The sequence below is a fragment of the Vibrio sp. T9 genome (assembly GCF_003123985.1).
GTDB classification, from domain to species: domain Bacteria; phylum Pseudomonadota; class Gammaproteobacteria; order Enterobacterales; family Vibrionaceae; genus Vibrio; species Vibrio diabolicus.
In genome coordinates, this window is the sequence record NZ_NIGY01000008.1 from 251432 (window position 1) to 271696 (window position 20265).

22 protein-coding genes are annotated in these 20265 nt (G+C 42.4%); 16 read left to right on the plus strand and 6 right to left on the minus strand.

Features of this window, described 5'->3' with window-relative positions; genetic code table 11:
• Positions 1 to 92: 92 nt before the first annotated feature.
• From CBX98_RS17855 to def, 5 genes are all read left to right on the plus strand, one after another.
• On the plus strand, positions 93 to 1538 hold the full coding sequence (locus CBX98_RS17855; RefSeq protein WP_172605989.1) for an AGE family epimerase/isomerase: 1446 nt from the start codon (positions 93 to 95) through the stop codon (positions 1536 to 1538).
• A 100-nt stretch (positions 1539 to 1638) separates the two neighbouring features.
• Positions 1639 to 1890 (plus strand): DUF2999 family protein, encoded by a 252-nt coding sequence (locus CBX98_RS17860; protein WP_005395194.1) that lies wholly within the window; start codon positions 1639 to 1641, stop codon positions 1888 to 1890.
• Between the two features lie 314 nt (positions 1891 to 2204).
• Positions 2205 to 2534 (plus strand): YceK/YidQ family lipoprotein, encoded by a 330-nt coding sequence (locus CBX98_RS17865; RefSeq protein ID WP_080253353.1) that lies wholly within the window; start codon positions 2205 to 2207, stop codon positions 2532 to 2534.
• A 32-nt stretch (positions 2535 to 2566) separates the two neighbouring features.
• On the plus strand, positions 2567 to 3025 hold the full coding sequence (locus CBX98_RS17870; RefSeq protein WP_172605990.1) for an ABZJ_00895 family protein: 459 nt from the start codon (positions 2567 to 2569) through the stop codon (positions 3023 to 3025).
• 220 nt (positions 3026 to 3245) lie between these two features.
• Positions 3246 to 3752: a peptide deformylase gene (gene def, locus CBX98_RS17875; RefSeq protein WP_005395192.1), complete on the plus strand. Its 507-nt coding sequence runs from the start codon at positions 3246 to 3248 to the stop codon at positions 3750 to 3752.
• 64 nt (positions 3753 to 3816) lie between these two features.
• Here def and CBX98_RS17880 read toward each other — a convergent pair whose 3' ends face one another.
• Positions 3817 to 4224 carry a helix-turn-helix domain-containing protein gene (locus tag CBX98_RS17880; protein ID WP_172605991.1) on the minus strand — a complete coding sequence of 136 codons (408 nt, stop codon included), beginning with the start codon at positions 4222 to 4224 and terminating at the stop codon, positions 3817 to 3819.
• 84 nt (positions 4225 to 4308) lie between these two features.
• On the opposite strand from CBX98_RS17880, the gene CBX98_RS17885 reads away from it, so the two are divergent.
• The 4 genes from CBX98_RS17885 (at position 4309) to CBX98_RS17900 (ending at position 7965) form a co-directional block, all read left to right on the plus strand.
• A complete protein-coding gene (locus CBX98_RS17885) occupies positions 4309 to 4812 on the plus strand; it encodes a DUF2938 domain-containing protein (protein ID WP_109169921.1) in 504 nt (167 codons plus the stop codon).
• Between the two features lie 232 nt (positions 4813 to 5044).
• Positions 5045 to 6073, plus strand: a complete 1029-nt coding sequence (locus tag CBX98_RS17890) for a phospholipase A (RefSeq protein ID WP_006742284.1) — start codon at positions 5045 to 5047, stop codon at positions 6071 to 6073.
• A 94-nt stretch (positions 6074 to 6167) separates the two neighbouring features.
• Positions 6168 to 6626, plus strand: coding sequence for a hypothetical protein (locus CBX98_RS17895; protein ID WP_005486552.1), 459 nt, complete (start codon positions 6168 to 6170; stop codon positions 6624 to 6626).
• A 334-nt stretch (positions 6627 to 6960) separates the two neighbouring features.
• A complete protein-coding gene (locus CBX98_RS17900; RefSeq protein ID WP_109169922.1) occupies positions 6961 to 7965 on the plus strand; it encodes a metal-dependent hydrolase in 1005 nt (334 codons plus the stop codon).
• Positions 7966 to 8005: 40 nt separating this feature from the next.
• Here CBX98_RS17900 and CBX98_RS17905 read toward each other — a convergent pair whose 3' ends face one another.
• The 3 genes from CBX98_RS17905 to CBX98_RS17915 all read right to left on the minus strand — a co-directional run bounded on the left by CBX98_RS17905 (position 8006) and on the right by CBX98_RS17915 (position 11445).
• Positions 8006 to 8398 (minus strand): hypothetical protein, encoded by a 393-nt coding sequence (locus CBX98_RS17905; RefSeq protein WP_047008310.1) that lies wholly within the window; start codon positions 8396 to 8398, stop codon positions 8006 to 8008.
• Positions 8399 to 8902: 504 nt separating this feature from the next.
• Positions 8903 to 10663: an ABC transporter ATP-binding protein/permease gene (locus CBX98_RS17910; protein ID WP_109169923.1), complete on the minus strand. Its 1761-nt coding sequence runs from the start codon at positions 10661 to 10663 to the stop codon at positions 8903 to 8905.
• Between the two features lie 167 nt (positions 10664 to 10830).
• Positions 10831 to 11445 carry a 3'-5' exonuclease gene (locus CBX98_RS17915; protein ID WP_172605992.1) on the minus strand — a complete coding sequence of 205 codons (615 nt, stop codon included), beginning with the start codon at positions 11443 to 11445 and terminating at the stop codon, positions 10831 to 10833.
• A 356-nt stretch (positions 11446 to 11801) separates the two neighbouring features.
• Here CBX98_RS17915 and CBX98_RS17920 point away from each other — a divergent pair, with 356 nt between their 5' ends.
• From CBX98_RS17920 to CBX98_RS17930, 3 genes are all read left to right on the plus strand, one after another.
• Positions 11802 to 12662 carry an immunity 49 family protein gene (locus CBX98_RS17920; RefSeq protein ID WP_109169925.1) on the plus strand — a complete coding sequence of 287 codons (861 nt, stop codon included), beginning with the start codon at positions 11802 to 11804 and terminating at the stop codon, positions 12660 to 12662.
• Positions 12663 to 12859: 197 nt separating this feature from the next.
• On the plus strand, positions 12860 to 13120 hold the full coding sequence (locus tag CBX98_RS17925; RefSeq protein ID WP_005376453.1) for a DUF5062 family protein: 261 nt from the start codon (positions 12860 to 12862) through the stop codon (positions 13118 to 13120).
• A 240-nt stretch (positions 13121 to 13360) separates the two neighbouring features.
• Positions 13361 to 13855, plus strand: coding sequence for a YcxB family protein (locus CBX98_RS17930; RefSeq protein WP_109169926.1), 495 nt, complete (start codon positions 13361 to 13363; stop codon positions 13853 to 13855).
• Positions 13856 to 13973: 118 nt separating this feature from the next.
• Here CBX98_RS17930 and CBX98_RS17935 read toward each other — a convergent pair whose 3' ends face one another.
• Positions 13974 to 14714, minus strand: coding sequence for a helix-turn-helix domain-containing protein (locus CBX98_RS17935; RefSeq protein ID WP_172605993.1), 741 nt, complete (start codon positions 14712 to 14714; stop codon positions 13974 to 13976).
• A 104-nt stretch (positions 14715 to 14818) separates the two neighbouring features.
• On the minus strand, positions 14819 to 15280 hold the full coding sequence (locus CBX98_RS17940) for a carboxymuconolactone decarboxylase family protein (RefSeq protein WP_109169927.1): 462 nt from the start codon (positions 15278 to 15280) through the stop codon (positions 14819 to 14821).
• 241 nt (positions 15281 to 15521) lie between these two features.
• Between CBX98_RS17940 and CBX98_RS17950 the strand changes: the two genes are divergently transcribed.
• The 4 genes from CBX98_RS17950 to CBX98_RS17970 all read left to right on the plus strand — a co-directional run bounded on the left by CBX98_RS17950 (position 15522) and on the right by CBX98_RS17970 (position 20208).
• Positions 15522 to 15923 (plus strand): VOC family protein, encoded by a 402-nt coding sequence (locus CBX98_RS17950; RefSeq protein ID WP_109169928.1) that lies wholly within the window; start codon positions 15522 to 15524, stop codon positions 15921 to 15923.
• Between the two features lie 693 nt (positions 15924 to 16616).
• Positions 16617 to 17744 (plus strand): hypothetical protein, encoded by a 1128-nt coding sequence (locus tag CBX98_RS17960; RefSeq protein WP_109169929.1) that lies wholly within the window; start codon positions 16617 to 16619, stop codon positions 17742 to 17744.
• Positions 17741 to 18193 (plus strand): three component ABC system middle component, encoded by a 453-nt coding sequence (locus CBX98_RS17965; RefSeq protein ID WP_109169930.1) that lies wholly within the window; start codon positions 17741 to 17743, stop codon positions 18191 to 18193. Before CBX98_RS17960 ends, CBX98_RS17965 begins: the two co-directional genes overlap by 4 nt.
• Complete coding sequence (locus tag CBX98_RS17970) at positions 18190 to 20208, plus strand: DUF3732 domain-containing protein (protein WP_109169931.1); 2019 nt, start codon at positions 18190 to 18192, stop codon at positions 20206 to 20208. Before CBX98_RS17965 ends, CBX98_RS17970 begins: the two co-directional genes overlap by 4 nt.
• Positions 20209 to 20265: the final 57 nt, after the last annotated feature.

Genomic DNA, 20265 nt, shown 5'->3' on the forward strand with positions numbered 1-20265 from the left:
AACAAATGCGTAAGGCTATTGTGACCACGACGACAATATGCGTAAAGGGAGTTATTTATACTGGATAAAATTCAATAACTTAATTGAGTATTATGTCTTTTAAATATCTTACCATATTGCTCGCAACGACGAGCATGAACAGCTTTGCTGATGTGGAGCTGCCTTCGGGGGATGATTGGTTAAACCATGTGACGAATGGCCTAGCCCCATATTGGATGATGGAAAGCGCGCATGGGCAACCTGCGGGGAATTTTCCGACATTTCGTTGTGATAACGGTGTCATTCTCGACCCACAAAAGCCGTGTGAAGAATTAAACAAAGGGTGGATTAGCCCGCACTTCGATCGCGAATACACACGCATGAAATCGCGCCAAACTTACGCTTATGGCGTGTTTTTTCATCTTACGGGTGACAAACAAGCATTAGAGCTAGCCAAGAAAGGGGCTTATTACCTGATTGATCATCTACAAGATGATAAAAACGGCGGCTTTGTGAGCTTTACGCGTAGTGGAAAACCGGGGATGGAGTGGCAACAGCGAACTTCTCAAGACCAAGCTTACGCCTTGGTGGGCTTGGCGATGTACTACTACTTGACGCAAGATCCAAAGGTTGAACAAGCACTTATCGACCAGCAAGCGTTTATATTTAAACAATACCGACGAAGCGATGATCGCGGTTTGGCGTGGGTTTTGAAAGATGGTGATGGAGAAAGTGAGAAGCAGCAAGAGTTAGTCGCTCAACTTGACCAAATCAATGGCTACCTGTTGTTAACGGCGCCACTTTTACCAGAGCCAGCGCAAGCCAAGTGGAAGCAAGATCTGCAATGGCTGACGCAAGTGATGCTGGATAACTACCACTCCGACAAAGAGCAGCGCTTTTATGGCGCGATACATCACAAAGCGGTAATGATGCCAGATGCGAAACACAATGATTTTGGACACACCATCAAAGCGTATTGGATGACGTATCTCACTGGTCAGTTGTTGGAGAATTCCAATTGGACAGAGTTTGGTTTCAAAGGAATGAAACACACGCTTAAACAAGCGCAATACAAGCAAAACTTTGAGCAAGTCAAAGCGCTCTTCTCACCAGAATGGCAGAGTAAATGGACGCAAGAGAGCATTCCTGCTTGGCAATCAAGACCGCACAAGCACTATATCTCGTCTTGGGAATGGACAGAACTCGATCAAGCGGCGATGACGGTTTCTCTTGTCGATGGTTCGATGAAAGAAACGTTGCAATACACGTTACCCACCTTTATGGACGTGTGGGTGGATCATCAGTACGGAGGTGTTGGTCTGAATCCTAAATCAACCAAAGCGTTCCATTGGGGGAATGGTTACCACCAGTTTGAACATGCGTTGGTCGGGTATTTGTACGCGCAACAAATGGCAAAACAGCCTGCCAAGCTTTACTACGCGCGACCAGCCGAGAGTAAAATGCCACTTAATCCATATTACTTTAACGCGGATATAAAAGCGCTTTCGTCGCAAAGTGATGGAGTCACTACCGCAACCTTCACCAATATTCGACCATAACTTGGTCGATGGTGGTGTGGTGGTTAAAGTCTGCGTGCAAACTAACAAAACCCAATGGTAAACTGCGGGTCTGTTTTACATAGTATTTAAAGGTAATTTGATGAACCCGATTCTTGCGATGTTGAAAGAAAACAATATTAGCGACGAGCAAATCAACGAGCTATTTCAGGCGTTAACTCAAAACCCTTTGGCTGCAATGGCAACTATCAGCCAACTAGGTCTGCCACAAGATCAGCTTCAAGCGTTAATGGCGCAGGTAATGCAAAACCCTGTACTGATTAAAGAAGCAGTGGAAGAGCTGGGCCTAGACTTCTCCAAAGTAGTAGAAGCCAAAGCGAAGCTACAGCAGTAATCGAGTTTTCGATAAAAACAAAAGTCGCCAGAGCCAAATGGTTCTGGTGGCTTTTTTACATCAGATGAAAGGTACGCGACTCCAACGGGAAAGCGAATAGGTTGAGCTTAACTTGGTGCTTGCATAAAAAATTAAGTGCGATTCTAGTCACGTCGCATGAACTCACGGGTGCTATTGGAAATAAATGAATTGTTTCTAATACATAGAACGTATTAACATGGTTGCACTAGGCCCATATGAGTAAATTCATTGAATATACAATTTGAGAGAGGGTTTAGTTTTAAAAAATAATAGTTAGTTGGAATCTAGGTTAAATGAAAATAAATATATTTAAAAAGCTACAAGTTGTATTTCTTGTGGTGTCAGCATCTTTAATGGTGGGGTGTTCGTCTATAGATGCGCATGCTGGTGGCGGATACGGAAAGCCGTTTTCAGGCACCGCGTTATCAGTCGCACGACAACCTTGCTATTTAAGATCTGATATTACTTCCATCGCGTTATACCCACTTTCATTGATTGACATCCCTTTGTCGTTAGCAACGGACGTTGTGTTTCTTCCTGTTGATTTAGTCATGGTAGCTACACCCACAACGAGTTATGGCGGTGTTGTTTCTCTAGGTTGTCCAAGCGGAAGCATGATCTAACACGCTTATTTTATTCAAATAAATGGAAGGAAATGAAAGTGGAATCGAAAAATAATTACTCAACAGAAAACAACGCTCCCTCGGTGCTCTTTGTAACGTCGCTTTTGTGTTTGGCATCAGTTTGTTTGGCCATACTGCTATTTATTATTGAGTACATTTCTGGCATGGAAATGAACGGTATCGGCTTTCTTGGAACGTTAATACCAGCGATGAGTGTAGGATATTATTTTGGCTATAAAACAGGGAATATAATGCCTTCGACAACGAGATGGTATTCAGTGCTGCTTTGGAATTTATCGAGCTTATTGGTGTTTTCTCTCATCTTAATGTTTTTGGGCATCTCTATATTTGAACTGATAGCGGAACTAGGCTGGTTCAGTATTATTATCGTTGTATTAACGTTAATAACCGTTTGTCTCGGGTACTTTATTTTCAAGAGTGGTGAAAAAATGGCGATTAAGGTTTTGCTAAAAGCGCAAAAGAGTGCGTAACTCACAAATAACGAACGCTCAAAGATAGATACGTAAAAAAGACGCCAGCCATATCGTGCTGGCGTTATTGTCTTCTCTTTCTTTGTGCCTCTTTGGTCTCTAGCAAAATCGAATGTTTTAGACGAAACGGTATTTCCACGAAAACTCAACCTGTTTATGTCTGCCCAAACGTGTGTATAATTCGCCGGAAATTACGATTTACAGATAACGAAAGGTAAGTATGGCAGTCCTCGAAATTCTCTCCATTCCAGACCCAAGACTTAAAGTAAAAGCAGAAAAAGTTACTGACGTATCGACAATACAAACGTTGATCGACGATATGCTAGAAACACTTTATGCAACGGGCAATGGCATCGGTTTAGCTTCAACCCAAGTTGGTAGAAAAGAGGCGGTTGTTGTCATCGATATCTCTGACGAACGCAATGATCCTTTAATCTTAGTCAACCCAGAAGTTGTGAGCGGAGAAAACAAAGCGCTTGGTCAAGAAGGGTGCCTATCTGTTCCCGAATACTATGCCGATGTAGAGCGTTACACATCAGTTGTTGTTTCTGCACTAGACCGTGATGGCAACCCGATTACAATCGAGAGTGATGAGTTCTTAGCGATTGTGATGCAGCACGAAATCGACCACTTATCTGGTAACTTGTTCATTGATTATCTTTCACCGCTAAAGCAAAAAATGGCGATGAAAAAAGTGAAGAAGTACGTAAAAGCGCAAGCTAAGTAATATGAAAGGAAGTAACTCACAACCGCGAGTTACTTCCTTTTACATCAAGAATAAGTAGAGTGCTTTATCTCTGTTTTTTGGGGACATAACGCTTCACGATCTTCATAAGCTTCTGAAATGAAGAACAGTCCATATGTGACTCATGAGGGCAGGTGGCAACATGGTTTAGGCTGTCTCGCACCGCTTTCAAACGTGTTATTTGCTCATCAATTTCAAGCGCCTTTTTCGCCAGTAAGTCACGATCAATGTATGGTTTTGAACCTTCTGAGTGATTCAACATTTCTGCCATTTCGTTAAGTGATATTCCAGCGATACGCCCCAAACTAATGATGTTGAGTTTATTGAGTACCTCTGGTGAATATTGACGTCTCAATCCATTCCTTCCTATCGAGCGAATTAACCCCAACTGTTCGTAGTATCTGAGCGTTGAGGTCGGCAATCCTGATTTTTTAACCACTTCTGCAATATCCATATTATTCCTCATTGACTTCAAGTTGGCTTTAAGTTGTAGCATGCAACTAAGACCTTAACAAATCAAAAACTTGAGGAGCGAAAAATGCTGTTTTTAATAGGATTACAAGCGGCGCTAATAGGGATTGGTGCGACTTTGATAATGGATTTATGGGCTTGGCTACAAAGGAGAGTGTTTGGTATTCCCTCACTAAACTATGCATTGGTCGCGCGCTGGGTTTTGTACATGCCCAAAGGAAAGCTTATGCATGCGCCAATTATGGCAACAGACCCGATGTCGGGAGAAAAAGCACTCGGTTGGTTTTTGCACTATGCCATTGGTGTTGTTTTCGCTTTGGCTCACATTGCTGCTTTTGGGCATCATTGGTTGATAGAGCCTAGTCTAGTGCCCGGCTTAGCCACTGGTGTGGTCACGTTGGTGTTCCCATTTTTTGTCATTCAACCTTGTCTAGGATTTGGTTTTGCTGCCAGTAAAACCCCAACACCTTGGAAAGCCCGTTTTCTTAGCACATTGGCGCATTTGGCTTACGGCTTGGGTTTATTCATAGCCGGGTTTGCAATCAAAGTGGCGAGCCAGTATTTTGCATAGGGAATATGAGCATCATGCAAACGAGTCTTTTTTGTTTTTATTTATGATGCTCAACTCTTGGTCGTTTTTGGCGCGTTGCTCATAGTGGGCCGATATGTTTGAGGTCTGTCGTATTTATCCAAGACGTAAAGTCGGCGAAAATTTAACATTGCCTTAACGCCTGAATGGCAAGCGGTTTACCAAGAAAAATTAAAATTATCTGGTTTGACATAAAGAATATTAAGGGTTTCAGATGGCTTCAAAAGTGGCAGGGATATCAATACTGAGCTTATTGGCAGCGCCAGTTGCGATGGGAGAAACAGCCAGTGCTTATGATTTATGTTTGCTAGACAAAATCAAGCAAAGCAAAGGTGAGGAAACCATAAAGAGCATTCGCGCGCAGTGTGAGCTTGATGCAGTAACAAGTACAGTGCCCGCAGATCCAGAAATTGAAGAACCTGAGGAGCTTCAGGAAAGCTTGGTCGACAAGCGTTTGGAGTCAGAACGAGAAAACGCCTTTGAACCATTTAGTTTGGTAGCGCATCGTGTTAACTACATCTTGCCGTTCACTTACAGTGATCGCGTAAATAAGCGTGCTTATGCGGACACTAAGTACGGGGATGAGCTGCGTAAGGAAGAAGCGGAGTTCCAAATTAGTTTTAAAGTGCCAATGAACTACGACGATTTGTTGTTTGATGGGGATGGTTTGTTCTTTGGTATGACGCTAAAGTCATTTTGGCAGGTGTATACAGGAGCAGCATCGCGTCCATTTCGTGAAACCAATTATCGTCCTGAGCTTTTTTATTATACCCCGACAGACTGGAAGCCACTTGATGGTTCGACTTGGTTAGGTTTTGGTATTGAACATGAGTCGAATGGGCAGAGACAAGAGTTATCGCGCAGTTGGAATCGTGTTTACGCCAACTTAACCTTTGCGAAAGACAATTTTGCGGTTTCTCTTCAACCGTGGTGGCGTATACCTGAGGATGAAAAAACATCTCCGAATGATCCTAAAGGTGATGATAACCCGGATATCGAAGATTACATGGGGCACTTTGAGCTATCGAGTGCGTACAAATGGAATGGTTATGAGTTTACCTTCTTAGGCCGCCAGAACTTCCAAACGCATAAAGGCTTTGCCGAATTAGGGGTGTCATTTCCGATCTGGGGCAAACTTCAGGGATACGCACAGTACTCGACGGGGTATGGTAAGAGCTTGATTGACTATGATCATAATCAGCAGCGTATTGGTGTTGGTATTGCGATCAACGGTGTTCTGTAGTTTTTCGGTAGCCCAATAGAAATAAACGCTGGCAATTGAGATTTCAGTATTTAGAATGCGTGGCTAAAATTGATTTCCAACCTAGAGTGATTTTATGCTTCGTGATTACACCTTCGATTGTCTTGTAACCATGCCTCGCCATGAACTGGAAGAGTTTAGTGCTCGCATGATCAGTAAAATGGTGCCAGAAGACGTGATGAATGAGCTGTTTACTTTTGATCAAGAAGAAGTGGATAGCGAAGACCGTATGTTGTCTGCACGTCTTGATGCAATGCTACGCATGACAGCAATCGCACTGAGTGAAATTCAACAAGCGTTTGATGACTCAGACAATGCAAAGCAAAATAGCGAGCGAATGACGCGACTGGTTCTTTGGCATTTCTATGCGATTTCATTCCATTTGGAAGAGGCAATCACGCTAGAAACACACTGTGCACTAGTGGAAAAACTACTCGAAAATACCCCTTCGGATGTTTTTGCTTGGGTGAAAACTCTGACAGAGCTTCTGCACACTTACGCTGAAATCAACGCGAAAGAAAACCCTCAAGACTAAGGTTTTTTTGTCGTTAATCGTTCAGTAAACAAGGCGAGCTATCTGGTTCGCCTTGTTTTATTTTGCGTCTGTAAAATCCGCTGTTTTGGACTTTTGACGTACACCACAAGCCTCGCTTTAGGTTCGCTTCTCACTAGCGAATAGGGCGATTCCTTCTTACACTAAAATCAAAGCATTTGTTTTCGAACACTTTAATGCATCATTAAGCCGTGATTTCCAATCCACTTAAATACGGATAATTTATGTCGGAGAACGTTCTGGTTTTTAAATTTGAGCCTATTTTGAAGCGTATATGCCTTCTATCTCGGCTACATTTTCGTTGCGGGCGTAAATAATGGACCCGTTAACGCAAGGTTTACTTGGCGCTGCTTTGCCACAGTCTGCAAGTAACAAGCGGCACATTGTGGCTGCTGGCGTGTTAGGCGTGGTTTCAGGGATGGCACCGGATTTGGATGTACTTATCCGTTCATCAACTGACCCATTGCTGTTTTTGGAATATCACCGACACTTTACCCATTCATTGTTGTTTATCCCTTTTGGCAGCTTTCTCTGTGCTTTAGTGTTGTATCCGTTGTTAGCAAAAAAGCGAGGACTAAGCTTCCGGCAGAGTTGGTTTTATTGTGCCCTTGGTTATAGCACCCATGCGCTGTTAGATGCTTGCACCAGCTATGGGACTCAGCTTTTTTGGCCGATAAGCAACACACGCTATGCTTGGAACACAATCTCGGTTATCGACCCCGCTTTCACATTTCCTATTTTGATCCTGCTTTTGTTTGCCGCACTGAAGCGAAATCGAAATTACGCGCGTGTCGCATTTCTATGGTCTCTGGCTTATCTGACTCTTGGGGTTATTCAACGAGATAGAGCAGAAGTGGCCGGATGGAAAATCGTCCAAGAGCGACAGCACAGCGCTGTGCAGCTAAAAGCAAAACCAACCTTCGGGAACCTTTTGGTCTGGAAAGTGATTTATGAAACGGAAGATAACTACTATGTGGATGCGGTAAGAGTGGGGCGTTCAATAAAAATCTACCCAGGCGAATCCACACCAAAGCTCAATGTGAAGACTCAATTTCCATGGCTCGATCCGCAATCGCAGCAAGCGAAAGACATCGAACGTTTCCGTTGGTTTTCAAATGGTTTTGTAGCGCAAGACCCGAATAACGAAATGCGAATTGTTGACGTGCGTTACTCCATCGTTCCAAACCAAATTAACGCGCTGTGGGGCATCAATTTATCACCCAAAGCTAGCCCGAACGAGCATGTTGAATACACTGCTCATCGAGGTAGTACAACCGAAGATCGCCAAACTTTTCTAAATATGCTTACGGATTTTGAGTGATGGTTTTGCTTTGGATGCCGATGTGGTGTCGTAATAACTATTACGCAGACTGAAAGTCCTTCACTAGGGTCGGCTTGCTGGCGAAGAAAACTTTGCCAAACAGAGACTTGTACTTCCATCCAAGAGACAACAGTCGTTTTGCTAAGCTTTTGTTTTCAATGATAGCGACTTCAACGCCTTGGTAATGATATGGATGGCTTTTAATGTAGTCGATAAATGCAGTAAGCACACCTTGCCCGCGAACGGAGGGCGCAAAGTTGACTGCAACAATGGAAAAGCGCTGACTGCCAACAGGGCAACGGACAAAGCAGTGTCCAAGCGGATGAGTGATGGTCTCGGAAAACTCAGGAAACGCGCGAGACTCTAGTTCTTGAGAAAGCGCATCGTATTGCTGACATAAATGATAAAAAAGTTGTTTCGCTTCACTGTTCATCTCGGTGCCACTTACTTGTAACTTGGTTTAAAGGCATTGATTTCACGAACATTGTAACCATAGGCAGCAAGACAAAACGCGGTGAATTTTTACAGTGGTAATTTCCTATTTTTGAAACCTAACTTGTTACAAATGAAGTTGATTGGATTTTATATGGTACTTGGGGATGAGTGTTTCTAGTTGAAGGGAGAGTACGCTGGTTACTGGATTCTTACCGGAGTTCCTGTATTAAAACGAGAACCACTTGGTTTAATGCCGCTCGTTTAACTACGAGTGGCATCTTTTTGTATTTCGTTATCTTGTACAGCGGCGAAGGTGCGTGATATAGGATCTTCTATCCTAGCTCTTTATGGTCAAAATTGTCTCTTTAACCACTCCTCAGCACGTTGCTATTAGATTCCTAGTCTCGCCAAGGCTCGCTGGAATGACACAAAAACATCGTTAAGCTATTGGCATTAAATCACTTGGTCCGTTTTTGCTTATTCTTGAGGGCTTAACTAGGCGTTACTCTAAGTGCTTAAATTGTAACGCCACGAGTCGCTGATACAACTCACAGCTTTGCATTAATGATTGGTGGTTACCAACATCGACTAACTCACCATTGTCCAGCACCGCTATTTTATCCGCATGTTGGATAGTCGAAAGGCGATGAGCAATGATAAGTGTTGTGCGTCCTTTCATCAGTGCTTCAAGTGCTTGCTGAACGTGATGTTCACTTTCACTATCAAGGGCGCTGGTAGCTTCGTCTAGTAGTAAGATTTTTGGATCTTTTAGAATCGCGCGGGCAATCGCAATGCGCTGCTTTTGACCACCTGATAGTCTAACGCCGCGCTCGCCTAAAAAGCTGTGATAGCCTTCGGGAAGCTTCTCAATAAACTCATGGGCATGAGCTTTTTTGGCGGCTTCGATGACTTGTTCATCCGTGGCTTCTGGATTGCCGTAGCGAATATTGTGGAACACATCATGGCTAAACAGCGCTGGCTGTTGTGGTACGAGTGCCATTTGGCGTCGAAGCTCTTTTGGGTCGAACTGTCGAATATCTTCGCCACCAAACAACACTTGCCCCTGTTGTGGGTCATAAAAGCGTTGCAGCAATTCGAATAGTGTTGTTTTACCTGCACCAGAAGGGCCAACCAACGCCAATACTTTGCCTTGTTCTGCGGTTAGATTTAATTCTTTGATAGCTGGTTGATTTGGGCGAGAAGGGTAGTTGAAACTCACCGAATTAAAGTTAACCTCAGCAGGCATATCCGGACGGACAGGCAAATGGTTGCTTGGCGCTTTAATATCGCTGTCTACTTGAAGAATCTCAATCAGTCGCTCGGTAGCACCTGCGGCTCTTTGCAGTTCACCCATGACTTCGGAAATGGTTGCAGTCGATGAGGCAACCATAATGGCGTAAAACACAAACGCTGCTAGGTTTCCCGCAGACATCTTTCCGTGAATCACATCGCTGCCGCCAACCCAAAGCATGCCTGCAATTGCGCTGAACACAATCACAATAACGCCTGATATCAGGATTGCGCGTTGTTTTACTCTCTGTCTGCCCACTTCATACGCTTTTTCCACCTCGACAGCGAAAGCCGCTCGTTCGTACGGCTCTGAGCTAAAACTTTGCACGGTTTTAATATGTTCTATCGCTTCACCTGCGTAGCTGCCGACATCGGCCATTGAGTCTTGACTTTGGCGAGAGAGCGCACGCACGCGTCGTCCATAAAACAAAATCGGAACGAGAACCAAAGGCACAGAAGCAAGCACAATCAGCGTGAGCTTAACGTTGGTAGCGAATAACATAATGATGGCACCAAAGCACATCAAAGCGCTACGCATCGCCATTGAGAACGATGAACCGATAATGCTTTGCAGCAACGTGGTATCGGTAGTTAGGCGCGACATAATATCGCCGCTACTGTTGGTCTCAAAATAGCTCGGATGCAGCGTAATCACATGGTTAAACACTGAAAGGCGAATATCCGCACTGACGCGCTCACCTACGGAAGAGACAAGGTAAAAGCGAAAGAAGGTCCCAATGGCAATACACAATGTGACACCGACAATAAACTGAATCGCATTGGTAAGCTCTTGCAATGATTGCTGAGCAAAGCCTTGGTCGATAAGAATACGTACTCCATAGCCAACGGATAACGTCAAACTTGCTGTCGCGACAAGGGCAACCAAAGCCGCCGCAACCCGCCATTTATAAGGTGCAATAAAGGTGTTGAGTTTAAGAAGAATGCTGAGATTTTTGTTATTTTTTCGGCTCATGAGTGACTCACAAAGCGTTTTAGGTAACTGGCATAGTAAGCGAGTTTGGTTGGTGAGACCAGTGAACTGCCGCTTTCGGAGTAGGAAGTTCACTGGGATAGCCAATATCGCATCGAAAATCACTTAAACGTCTAAGAGACGAGAATCAGCTTTTAGCTAGGAGGGGGTTAAGCACGGCTTTTGGCGAGTAGCTGGTCGACTTTTCCTTTTGCTGTTTTACTAACCGTTTGCATCAACTGAAAACTTGGCTTAACGATACCTGAGTTTTCTATCCCTTCGACCATTAAGAGCCAAAGCTTGGCTGTCATTTGCGCATCGGCTAGTGCACGGTGGAAAACACCGTCGTTGTCGATATTTTTATAGCGAACAAGTTCACCTAGCTTGTGTGATGGGGCATCTTGAATGAGCCGTCTTGCTACCAGTAAGGAGCAAGCAAACTCACCCGAATAACCACAGTTGATTCGCTCAAGCTCTGCATCTAAAAATCGTTTATCGAAGGACGCGTTGTGAGCGATAAGGTTTTCGCCTGCAATGAACTCACTAAATGACGCCATTACCTCTTCGCAGCTTGGTGCCGATCGCAACATATTGTTAGTAATGCCGGTGTAGTTCTCAATGAAAGAACTCACTCTGAAGCCGGGATTCATGAGTTGCTGAAAACTATCGACAACCTCGCCATCGACTAACTTTACTGCACCAATTTCTATTGCGCGATCACCTAAAGTAGGAGAGAGACCTGTGGTTTCAAAGTCGAGTACGACCACAGAGTTTGCTTGAGGCATAAAATTTTCCAGCTGAGTAATATTGCGCAAGAGTATTATCGAAAGCGACAGAAAAAGAAAGGCGAACACAATGGTGAATATCTGTCTATCTTTACTCCACAAAGTCAGCTTTCGTCGTCCACTGTTTATGGACAGGTACGTTCTGGCTTACCCATCGCGGCTTGTGCGGTAGCCTTATATTTCAAATGTTTTTCGGCTTTTCGATTCATTTCAATTAAGCATTAACTTTCGATGCAACATACTGATTATAAATTGATTTTATAAATCAACTTCGGCATCATTCACGGCTTGATTTTGAAGATGAATATCATCACGGCAAAAAATTAGAACAACTTATAATGCGAGGCTAGGGAACGATGGAACAAATGAAAAATCACTATTTAGAGATACCTGAAGAAAGAAAATTGCGTATTTTTCGTGAGGAAGATGAAGATTTCTACAACTTCTGGGAAGAAATGCTTGATGAAAAACAATCTTTTTATCAGCAGCCTCTCAAAAGAATGAAAGGCGACGCTTGGTATTCGCTTGATGCATTCTTCACTGCTTCAAAATACGGACAACATCAGGCCTCGCCAGCTTATATAAAAAGAGCGCTTGAGTTACTGAATAACGTATACTTACTGGCCAATCATTCAGACCAAGTTGTTGAATTCTCCGTTGGGCACCGACACTTTTCGGAAGTGGGTAACCGTTCTGTTGCAGGAGGAACAATGGATGCATGGTTGGATGAAATCTGTTTAGCGATGGCAGCGAGAGATTGGCGCTGCGTAGAGCTGATGACCATCATGGATGAGTCGTTAGTGCGTTTAAAAGATCCTTTCGATGTTGCGCTGGTCGAGTTCGTTAGCGGTGTATTTAGCAATTCATCAGCGTTACCTGAGTTATTGCAAACTGTGATGGAGAAATCCTCCCCGCAATATTTAGAATCAACCAGGGTGCCATATGTACACTCTTTGTTTATTCCATTTGTGAATGTGTTTGTTGCCATTATCGATGGCGATGAGGCACATTATCAAGAAGCGCTGAGAGATGCGTTAGAGGCTCATTACCAGTTTTACATGAATGAAGATCTTCGTTATTCGCCAAAAGGGAATGTTTCTCTAAGACTGACTGGTCTTGCTGCATTGGCATACGATAAGTATGGCTGGACAATTCCGGAAACCGCATATTTACCGAAATGGCTCGTTTACGGTGAACATGATCTCTGTTCTAAATAAATCATTCGGAGGCTGGCCCTCAAGCCCACTCGGAGTTGCAGCTCGGAGGCATACACAGAAAATACGCCTCGAAAAAAGGTCGTTTTTCAACCAGCAACTCGGAAGCAAGGCATAAACTTATCAATATGAGAGCTTACTAACACGCCATACGTGACACTTCATGTATCCTCAATTGAAGCGAAGAAGAGGATTTATCAATGTCAAAAAGCTCCAAGCTTCACAATGAAGACAAACTGGTTAAAAAGGCACTAGAGATTGGTGGGAAGATGGCTAAGCTGCAAGGCTTTGATCTCCCACAGTCACCTCAGCCTTTAAGAGTAAAAGCGATTTACCTATTCTTGGTCGATGCAAAACAGATAACGCCACTACCGGAAAGTAAGCTAGACGGCGCAAGCATCAAACACCGACTGGCAGTATGGATACACAGTGCATTGCCAGACAACGACCCTCTAAAGTAGAAAACTCAAGAAGTCACATAGGTTATTACTTAACACAGGCCATTAATTAACAAGGCGAGCCAAGTGGTTCGCCTTGTTTGATCTTGGCGAGTGCATCGAGGTCTTTTTGCGTGGCGGTATCATTGATTTACAAAACAGAATCAAAAGGACTAAAGATAAATCCCGAGAAGCGCTACAATGCAGGCGTTGCGAGAGTGCAACCAAGATTACTCATTTACAGAAGCCTTGAAGTAACCATACATGTCTAAAGATTTCGAATTCACTACAGAATACATACTCGACAAACCTTTCTTTGCTGAGTGTTATGATCAAACTAGCCAACCAACGAAGTTTCCACAGGCGTACCTAAAAGGGATGCTGTTTCTTATCTTTGGTGTGGTTTTATTGGAGTTTGAACTGCTACCTAACGGTTATGTCGGTTGGTTCTTTATCGTATTGAGTGTGATTGAAGCGTGCAGCGTTTACTTCAAAAGAACTTGGTGGCTGTGGCGTCAAACCATCAGCTCAAGTCGCGGCAGTAAAGTGGCTTTTGAAGTGAATGCAGATGGCGTGCGCTACAAAAGTGGTAAAGTTGACCGCAGCCTCGCTTGGAATGATATCGACCAACTCGAACAAACTGATTTGGGCTTTATCCTTCACCTTGGTAAACAACGCCAATACATCAGCAAATCTTGCTTAAACGAAGAAGTGATCGCGTTTATGGTAGAGCAGCACGCGGCATCAAAAGCGAGCTAACAAATTCACATCAAGCTGGAATGAGCGATCTGAAAAGTAGGTGATATATATCGAACATCATAACAAGTGCTTGGTTGATTCTGAATCAACTGGGTTTGATGTAGAAAGCTAATAGGGTTTAGAGATTTCTCTTTCGGACATACTGCTTCGGTGTCATGCGCGCAATCTGCTTACACTCTCTAGTCATGTGTGATTGATCGGAAAAACCTTGCTCCAGCGCCAACTCCGATAAAGTAAGATCGGGTTGCGCTCGGAGTTGCTCTAAAGTGTGCTTCACTCGTTTAATGCGTTGGTAATGTTTAGGAGTAATCCCCAACCATTTCTGAAAATTGCGCTCTCTCTGGCGCTGACTGAGCGTCCCTGTAGGCTGGTCAATGATGTGGCCGACGTACTGTGGTTCATATTCCTCAATCAGTGCTTGAACCCAGCGATACAAAGTAGAAATCCTTGCAGACGGCGAACGCGCTGTTTGCAGAGACTCAAATGTTGCTAGCGCAGAAGAAGCCAAAGGGTGGTCATCTTGAATCCGCAATAGCTGTTCTAGGCGTTTACCAAATAGTTGATAACCAACAGCAGGATGAAAGCGTACGCCAGTCATCACCGCGCCTGGCGGTAGGCAGACTTGATGTGCCAGAATGCTTACAGGTAGTAGGACAACCCCTGGCGTTTGCCACTCACCATCCATTTGTACTTCATTCTGTAAAATGAATACCACACCTGTACCAGCATCACTGAGTAATTGTTTACGTACGGTTTGCGTCGTATCAGGTTTGACGGATGCTGACCAAATGGCTTGAACATAGCCAGCTAAAGCCCTTTGAGGTTTTAAAATATCAAATTCTAAGTTCAAATGAATCATCCTATTTAACCTCAACTTAAATGAGAAAGTGATACACATGTACTTTTCATCATATTAAGTTGAGGAATAAGCAGTGACTTATAAGTAAAAACTGTCAGATAGAATTATCTAGGTTTATAGACTCCAACCTTTGGCTTAAATGCCTTAACTATTCGGTTCCAACTGTTGATCGCGTTGATCGCAATTGTTAGGCTGACCATAGCTTCTTCTCCGAAGGTATTCAAGGTCAGCTGATAGGTATCATCATCTACTGGTCGGCCAGCAGTTAGTAATTCAGCCCAGCCTAGTGCAACGTGTTCTGCATCGCTGTAGAATGGCATATCTTTCCATGCACTAAGCCCCCATATGCGTTCCGGCTTTTCACCTAACTTAAGCGCATCTTTACTATGCATGTCGATACAAAATGCACATTGATTGATTTGCGATATGCGTAACTTAACCAGTTCCCATATGATCATGTTCATGGTTTCTGATTGGCTAAATTGTTCATGGAAGTAAGCTTCCTGAGCGTATAGGATTTCTATTGCCTTTGGCGCTACTTCAATATAGTTGAGTCGTTTTTTCATGGTCATTCTCCTCTGTTTTTCACATAATAAAAAACGCTCTTAGCAAAAGATTGAAGATTTTCGACATGCACTCAATAAAGTTAGATAAAGGAGTGAACGAAGAAAGCGAAAAAGGATGTCTATTTGATGCTATGCGTAAACATTCGTATTGTGTGCCTTACACTTTTGCAAGGCGTTACGTGCTTTCTAGAAAAGTCTCAAAATAGCGTACAATTAGCGTTTTAACACAGCGGAAATCATCATGGCCAAAACTGTTCAGCAGCAAATCGGAAACATTGCTCTAGTCGTTGAAAATTACGACGATGCTATCGAATTTTATACTCAAAAACTTCAATTCACCCTGGTTGAAGATACCAGCCTAGGTGGTGGTAAACGCTGGGTTCAAGTTTCTCCTCCAAACTCCAATGGTACAAACCTTCTTTTGGCTCAAGCGAGTACACCGGAGCAAACGCACGCAGTAGGAAATCAAACAGGTGGTCGTGTTTTCTTGTTCCTGCAAACTAATGATTTCTGGCGTGACTATGAGTTGATGAAGAAAAATGGTGTTGTATTTAATGAAGAGCCTCGTGTGGAAGAATACGGGACAGTGGTGGTGTTCCAAGATCTCTATGGTAATAAATGGGACTTACTGCAACTGAACTGAGAAACTACACATTACCTGCATAACATAGTGTTCATGAGGAGTTTCCAACAAGCTTTTAAGGTTCTCAGAAGTCACTATATTTCTAAATCACTTTTGCTCAAACAATAACTAGCCATCATTCCTTCTTGATGTATCAACAAATGCTAGGGCGGCACACCAAAAACAAAAAGGCGAACCAAACGGTTCGCCTTTGTCTATTTAGAGACTACAAATGATCACAGATAACTAAGATGGAAACTTGACCGCTCTCTAAATCAACCATCTGGAATACTCATTAAAAATATTGTAGACGCAAGACACTTGTCATCTTTGAAGGAGCTGACGCGCTAGCACCTTTGGAGTGTAAGGAGACTTTTTGGCTAAGATCTTTACTGATTAATAACGATGCCAGTGAGCTTGTTGTTATCTTCTTGGTTACGAATGAGGGGGAAGTCAGATTGTTTCTGGATAGTGAGGGAGCATTCTATCGAGATTGTGTTGATTTAAATTAGAAGCCAGATAAATACTGGTCTCATCCGTTCGATATAAGTAAAAACACATTCATTAGTCTTTGATTTAGTTATCAAAAGCAACACAATAACCACATTGCTAGAATGACAATTAGTTTTTGGGTTGCTAGGATATGCAATCTGGATAGTAATCCAACCAATACGTAATGATTACGATGTTGTTTATTCTAGCTACGGAGATAGTATGAGTGACAGTAGCACCAAGAATGCTGCGTTGACCACAGCATTAGCATTTCACTATCAAGTGCTTATAGGTCTAGATAAGTGTTTTGACCTCAATGAAGGCCAATCGATTTGGTTCGAGAAGGATGGTGATGTGAGCTTAACTGCTTCCGATAACTCATGCTCAGAACAGTTGGAAGTTAAGAACTACAAATCGCCTCTTACTGATCATCATGAAAACTTTTGGAAGACTCTAAATAACTGGCTAGCTCCAGAGTTTGATGATACAGATTACGCCTCTCTAGTGTTACACACCACTCAGGCTTTTGGTTCCAATAGTAGATTTAAGTCTTGGAACAAACAGTCGAGCGATGAACGCCTGAAAACTCTGAACTCAATCTTTGCAGAGAGAGGTGATGACGAGTTGAAGTCTGAAAATCTATCTGGTGTTGCGAAAATTCAAAAAGCCGTGATGGAAGAGCCTCCTGAGCGATTAAAAGAGGTATTGTCAAAAATTACCCTTTTCACCGAAGCCGATGATTTGCTTCTTTTAGAGAAAAAGATTTATTCCAAACCCGTTGGAATTCCTGCGAGCAACTTGAAAAGTTTTTTGGAGGGCTTGATTGGCTTTGTTTACGGTAAAGCAGATAACACTTCATGGCATATCCCTGAGAATGAGTTTCGAGCTAAATGTGAGGAGTTAACGTCTCAATATTGTAAAAAAGAGTTTACTTTTCCAAAGTTTGAAGGAGGTGAAGCTACAGATGAACAGGTTGAATTGCATAAAAGCAAACTATTTGTAGAGAAAATTGCTGCTATTGAGCATTACGCGATGATACCAGATGCATTAGGCAATTGGCTAGAATTGCAAAACTCATTAATGGAGCAACTCGATGAATTTCCTCTTTACCTTGAGAAGACTACTAATTATCAAAATCAATTGGTTAAGAGATATAAGATCCAATATTCCAGTGCTCAATTAGAAGCTACAGATAGTCTCAAGGGTTCTAAGGTACTGTACAACAAGACTATGTTAGAAACGCCGCTACACATTGGGAATGATATTCCCCCAATAGAGTACAAGAATGGCCTCATTCATGACGCGATGGATGATGATGAGCGCGATCTACACTGGAGAATTCAGGTATGACGAGCATCGTTAACGCACTTTATGAAGTTAGGTTTAATCCTTTTAAATATGGCGGGTATTTAGCGTCTTTTTATTCAACTCTGAATGAGACGGAAGAAAACTTGTTACTAGCTCCATTGGTCATACCTATCTGTAGTCATCCACTGTTCGCGCCTAAGCTAGTTACAGCTAATGTAAGAAGTTCTATATGGTCTATTTTTCAAGAACGAAGTCAACTATATGATTTACAAGAGAGAGTTGATGAGTTTCAAATCTTGACCGAGCAATCTCTCCAATATTGCATTGTTAATGATTGGATTTTCTTTGAGGAAGATAGACTCATGCTACATTGTCAAACAGTCAATGATAGCAAGTTATCTATTCAGAAAAGCGCATATAATTTAGGTCGTTTGTTTCAAGGGCATACTGTCTCAGAAATTTACGCCTTTTTAGGAGTTAAACCACGATGAAAACATTGATTCGTGAAATAGGTGTTATTGATAAAAGTGGTTTGAAGCATCCAGTAAACTTCAAGTCGGGTTTAAACATTGTCACTGGTAAGTCCTCTACGGGTAAGAGCGCTCTTATAGAGATATTCGATTACTGTTTCGGTAGCTCAGAAAATACAATTCCGAAAGGTGTAATAACCGCTAGTGCAGTTATTTATTATGTTGTGCTGGAAGTTGAAGAGCAGGCGCTGGTTGTAGCTCGTGATCCTACCTTGCCCAACAAGGCATTCTTTAAAACCTTAGAAAGCTTTACGTCAGAGGATATCCAGTTAGGTTACTTTGAAAGTAGATACTTTAGACCGTTGGCAGAGTATAAAAAGTATCTACGTGACTTGTTTATAGATATAGATGATGTCGATGAGTCTCTGGTAGCAAGGCAGTATAGACGGCGTAAAGCATCTACGCCCTCGATTAGAAGCCTTAGCTCGTTTATGTTACAGCATCAAAACCTTGTAGCAAATAAGCATGCGTTGTTTTATCGCTTTGATGAAAAAGAGAAAAGAGAGCATGTTATTGATCATACGAAAATATTCTTAGGGTTAGTCGATCAAGACTATTTTCATTTAACTCAAGAAAAAGAACGTTTGATGGGTGAAGTGAACGGTTTGAAGAGACAGCAAGATGCAAACAATAGGGCCGTAAAGACATACAAAGATAAGGTTGAGCCTGTACTAAGTCATTTATACTCCATGATGGGCTTTGAAGAGGCTCCTGTTGGATTAGCTCAAGTTCTTCGTAACCCTCAATTAGCTAAAGAGCGGCTCGACAATATTATTGTACCAGAGAAGATTGAACATAATTCAGATGCAACTACGAAGCGATACAATAAGTTGAAGTTTGAATTAACAGCGCAAACGTCTGAGTTGAGGAAGCTACAAAGGAAAGCTAGCTCGATTCGTAAGCACATCAATGAAGAGTCTAGATTTTTAGATAGTGTTACGGAGCTTAAATCACCAGACAAAGTTCATGTTTCGACAACTGTGTGTCCTTTCTGTCGAACGGAAAAAGGTGACCTGTCCGAAAGTGCAGTAAGGCTCCAAAAGGCGATACATAAAGTATCGGGCAACATTGCTTCAGCCAAGCCAATGAAAGCAAAATTTAAATCTACTCTTTTGGAAGTTGAACGTGAAATCGAGAGTGTAAGTAACTCAATAACAAGAATAAACCAATATATTCTTGTTATTGAAAAATCGGAAGAAAAACTAGCCAAAAGAAAGACGTTGTATGAAGCAGTGCTAATCGAAAAAGCAAAACTGTTTATGATATTGGATACACTCAATTTATCTGACGATATTGAATTGAACAAAATGTTAACAGAGCTTGAGGGTAAGCTAAAAGATACGAATAGAAAGCTTCTTAAATATAATGTTAAACAGGGGCTAGAGAACGCTGCTGCCAAGGTAAATACCTATATGGCTGATATAGGTAGTAAGTTCGAGTTTGAAGATAGCTATATGCCAATCAATCTAAAGTTCTCATTCGAAACTTTTGACCTTTACCACCAAACTGAAGAAGATGAAAAAATATACTTGAGATCAATGGGAAGCGGAGCGAACTGGCTATATAGTCATGTAACTCTTTTCTTAGCTTTACATAAATATTTTGCAGAACTAGGAAGTAAGTGTTCAATTCCTTCAGTACTATTCTTAGATCAACCTACCCAAGTCTATTTCCCCAACTTTAAACGTGACAATTCAGAAACGTTTGAGGAACAAAAAGAAGCGGAAGCGAAGCTGAGAAGTAACCACGTAAATGAGAGAGTAGTTGACGAAGATATAGAAGCCGTCGAAAATCTCTTTACACAATTATCTGAATACTGCGTCAATATTGAGAAGGAATTTGGGTTCTCCCCACAGGTTATCGTCACTGACCATGCAGATGATTTACGTTTATCAAATGGATATGATTTTGAATACTACGTCAACGGTAATAGGTGGAGAACAAGAGGGTTGATAAACCCAGTTCCAGATCAATAGGTCGACACTGTGTTTCACGTTGGCTTGTGATAAAACTGCCCATATAGAAAAGGCGAA

Coding starts and splice junctions, on each gene's coding strand:
- CBX98_RS17885 (WP_109169921.1), top strand. CDS start 4,309: ATGCTGTTTTTAATAGGATTACAAGCGGCGCTAATAGGGATTGGTGCG.
- CBX98_RS17920 (WP_109169925.1), top strand. CDS start 11,802: ATGGAACAAATGAAAAATCACTATTTAGAGATACCTGAAGAAAGAAAA.
- CBX98_RS17915 (WP_172605992.1), bottom strand. CDS start 11,445: ATGCCTCAAGCAAACTCTGTGGTCGTACTCGACTTTGAAACCACAGGT.
- CBX98_RS17865 (WP_080253353.1), top strand. CDS start 2,205: ATGAAAATAAATATATTTAAAAAGCTACAAGTTGTATTTCTTGTGGTG.
- CBX98_RS17930 (WP_109169926.1), top strand. CDS start 13,361: ATGTCTAAAGATTTCGAATTCACTACAGAATACATACTCGACAAACCT.
- CBX98_RS17895 (WP_005486552.1), top strand. CDS start 6,168: ATGCTTCGTGATTACACCTTCGATTGTCTTGTAACCATGCCTCGCCAT.
- CBX98_RS17870 (WP_172605990.1), top strand. CDS start 2,567: ATGAAAGTGGAATCGAAAAATAATTACTCAACAGAAAACAACGCTCCC.
- CBX98_RS17880 (WP_172605991.1), bottom strand. CDS start 4,224: ATGGATATTGCAGAAGTGGTTAAAAAATCAGGATTGCCGACCTCAACG.
- CBX98_RS17970 (WP_109169931.1), top strand. CDS start 18,190: ATGAAAACATTGATTCGTGAAATAGGTGTTATTGATAAAAGTGGTTTG.
- CBX98_RS17900 (WP_109169922.1), top strand. CDS start 6,961: ATGGACCCGTTAACGCAAGGTTTACTTGGCGCTGCTTTGCCACAGTCT.
- CBX98_RS17960 (WP_109169929.1), top strand. CDS start 16,617: ATGAGTGACAGTAGCACCAAGAATGCTGCGTTGACCACAGCATTAGCA.
- CBX98_RS17905 (WP_047008310.1), bottom strand. CDS start 8,398: ATGAACAGTGAAGCGAAACAACTTTTTTATCATTTATGTCAGCAATAC.
- CBX98_RS17925 (WP_005376453.1), top strand. CDS start 12,860: ATGTCAAAAAGCTCCAAGCTTCACAATGAAGACAAACTGGTTAAAAAG.
- CBX98_RS17940 (WP_109169927.1), bottom strand. CDS start 15,280: ATGAAAAAACGACTCAACTATATTGAAGTAGCGCCAAAGGCAATAGAA.
- def (WP_005395192.1), top strand. CDS start 3,246: ATGGCAGTCCTCGAAATTCTCTCCATTCCAGACCCAAGACTTAAAGTA.
- CBX98_RS17965 (WP_109169930.1), top strand. CDS start 17,741: ATGACGAGCATCGTTAACGCACTTTATGAAGTTAGGTTTAATCCTTTT.
- CBX98_RS17860 (WP_005395194.1), top strand. CDS start 1,639: ATGAACCCGATTCTTGCGATGTTGAAAGAAAACAATATTAGCGACGAG.
- CBX98_RS17855 (WP_172605989.1), top strand. CDS start 93: ATGTCTTTTAAATATCTTACCATATTGCTCGCAACGACGAGCATGAAC.
- CBX98_RS17910 (WP_109169923.1), bottom strand. CDS start 10,663: ATGAGCCGAAAAAATAACAAAAATCTCAGCATTCTTCTTAAACTCAAC.
- CBX98_RS17935 (WP_172605993.1), bottom strand. CDS start 14,714: ATGATTCATTTGAACTTAGAATTTGATATTTTAAAACCTCAAAGGGCT.
- CBX98_RS17950 (WP_109169928.1), top strand. CDS start 15,522: ATGGCCAAAACTGTTCAGCAGCAAATCGGAAACATTGCTCTAGTCGTT.
- CBX98_RS17890 (WP_006742284.1), top strand. CDS start 5,045: ATGGCTTCAAAAGTGGCAGGGATATCAATACTGAGCTTATTGGCAGCG.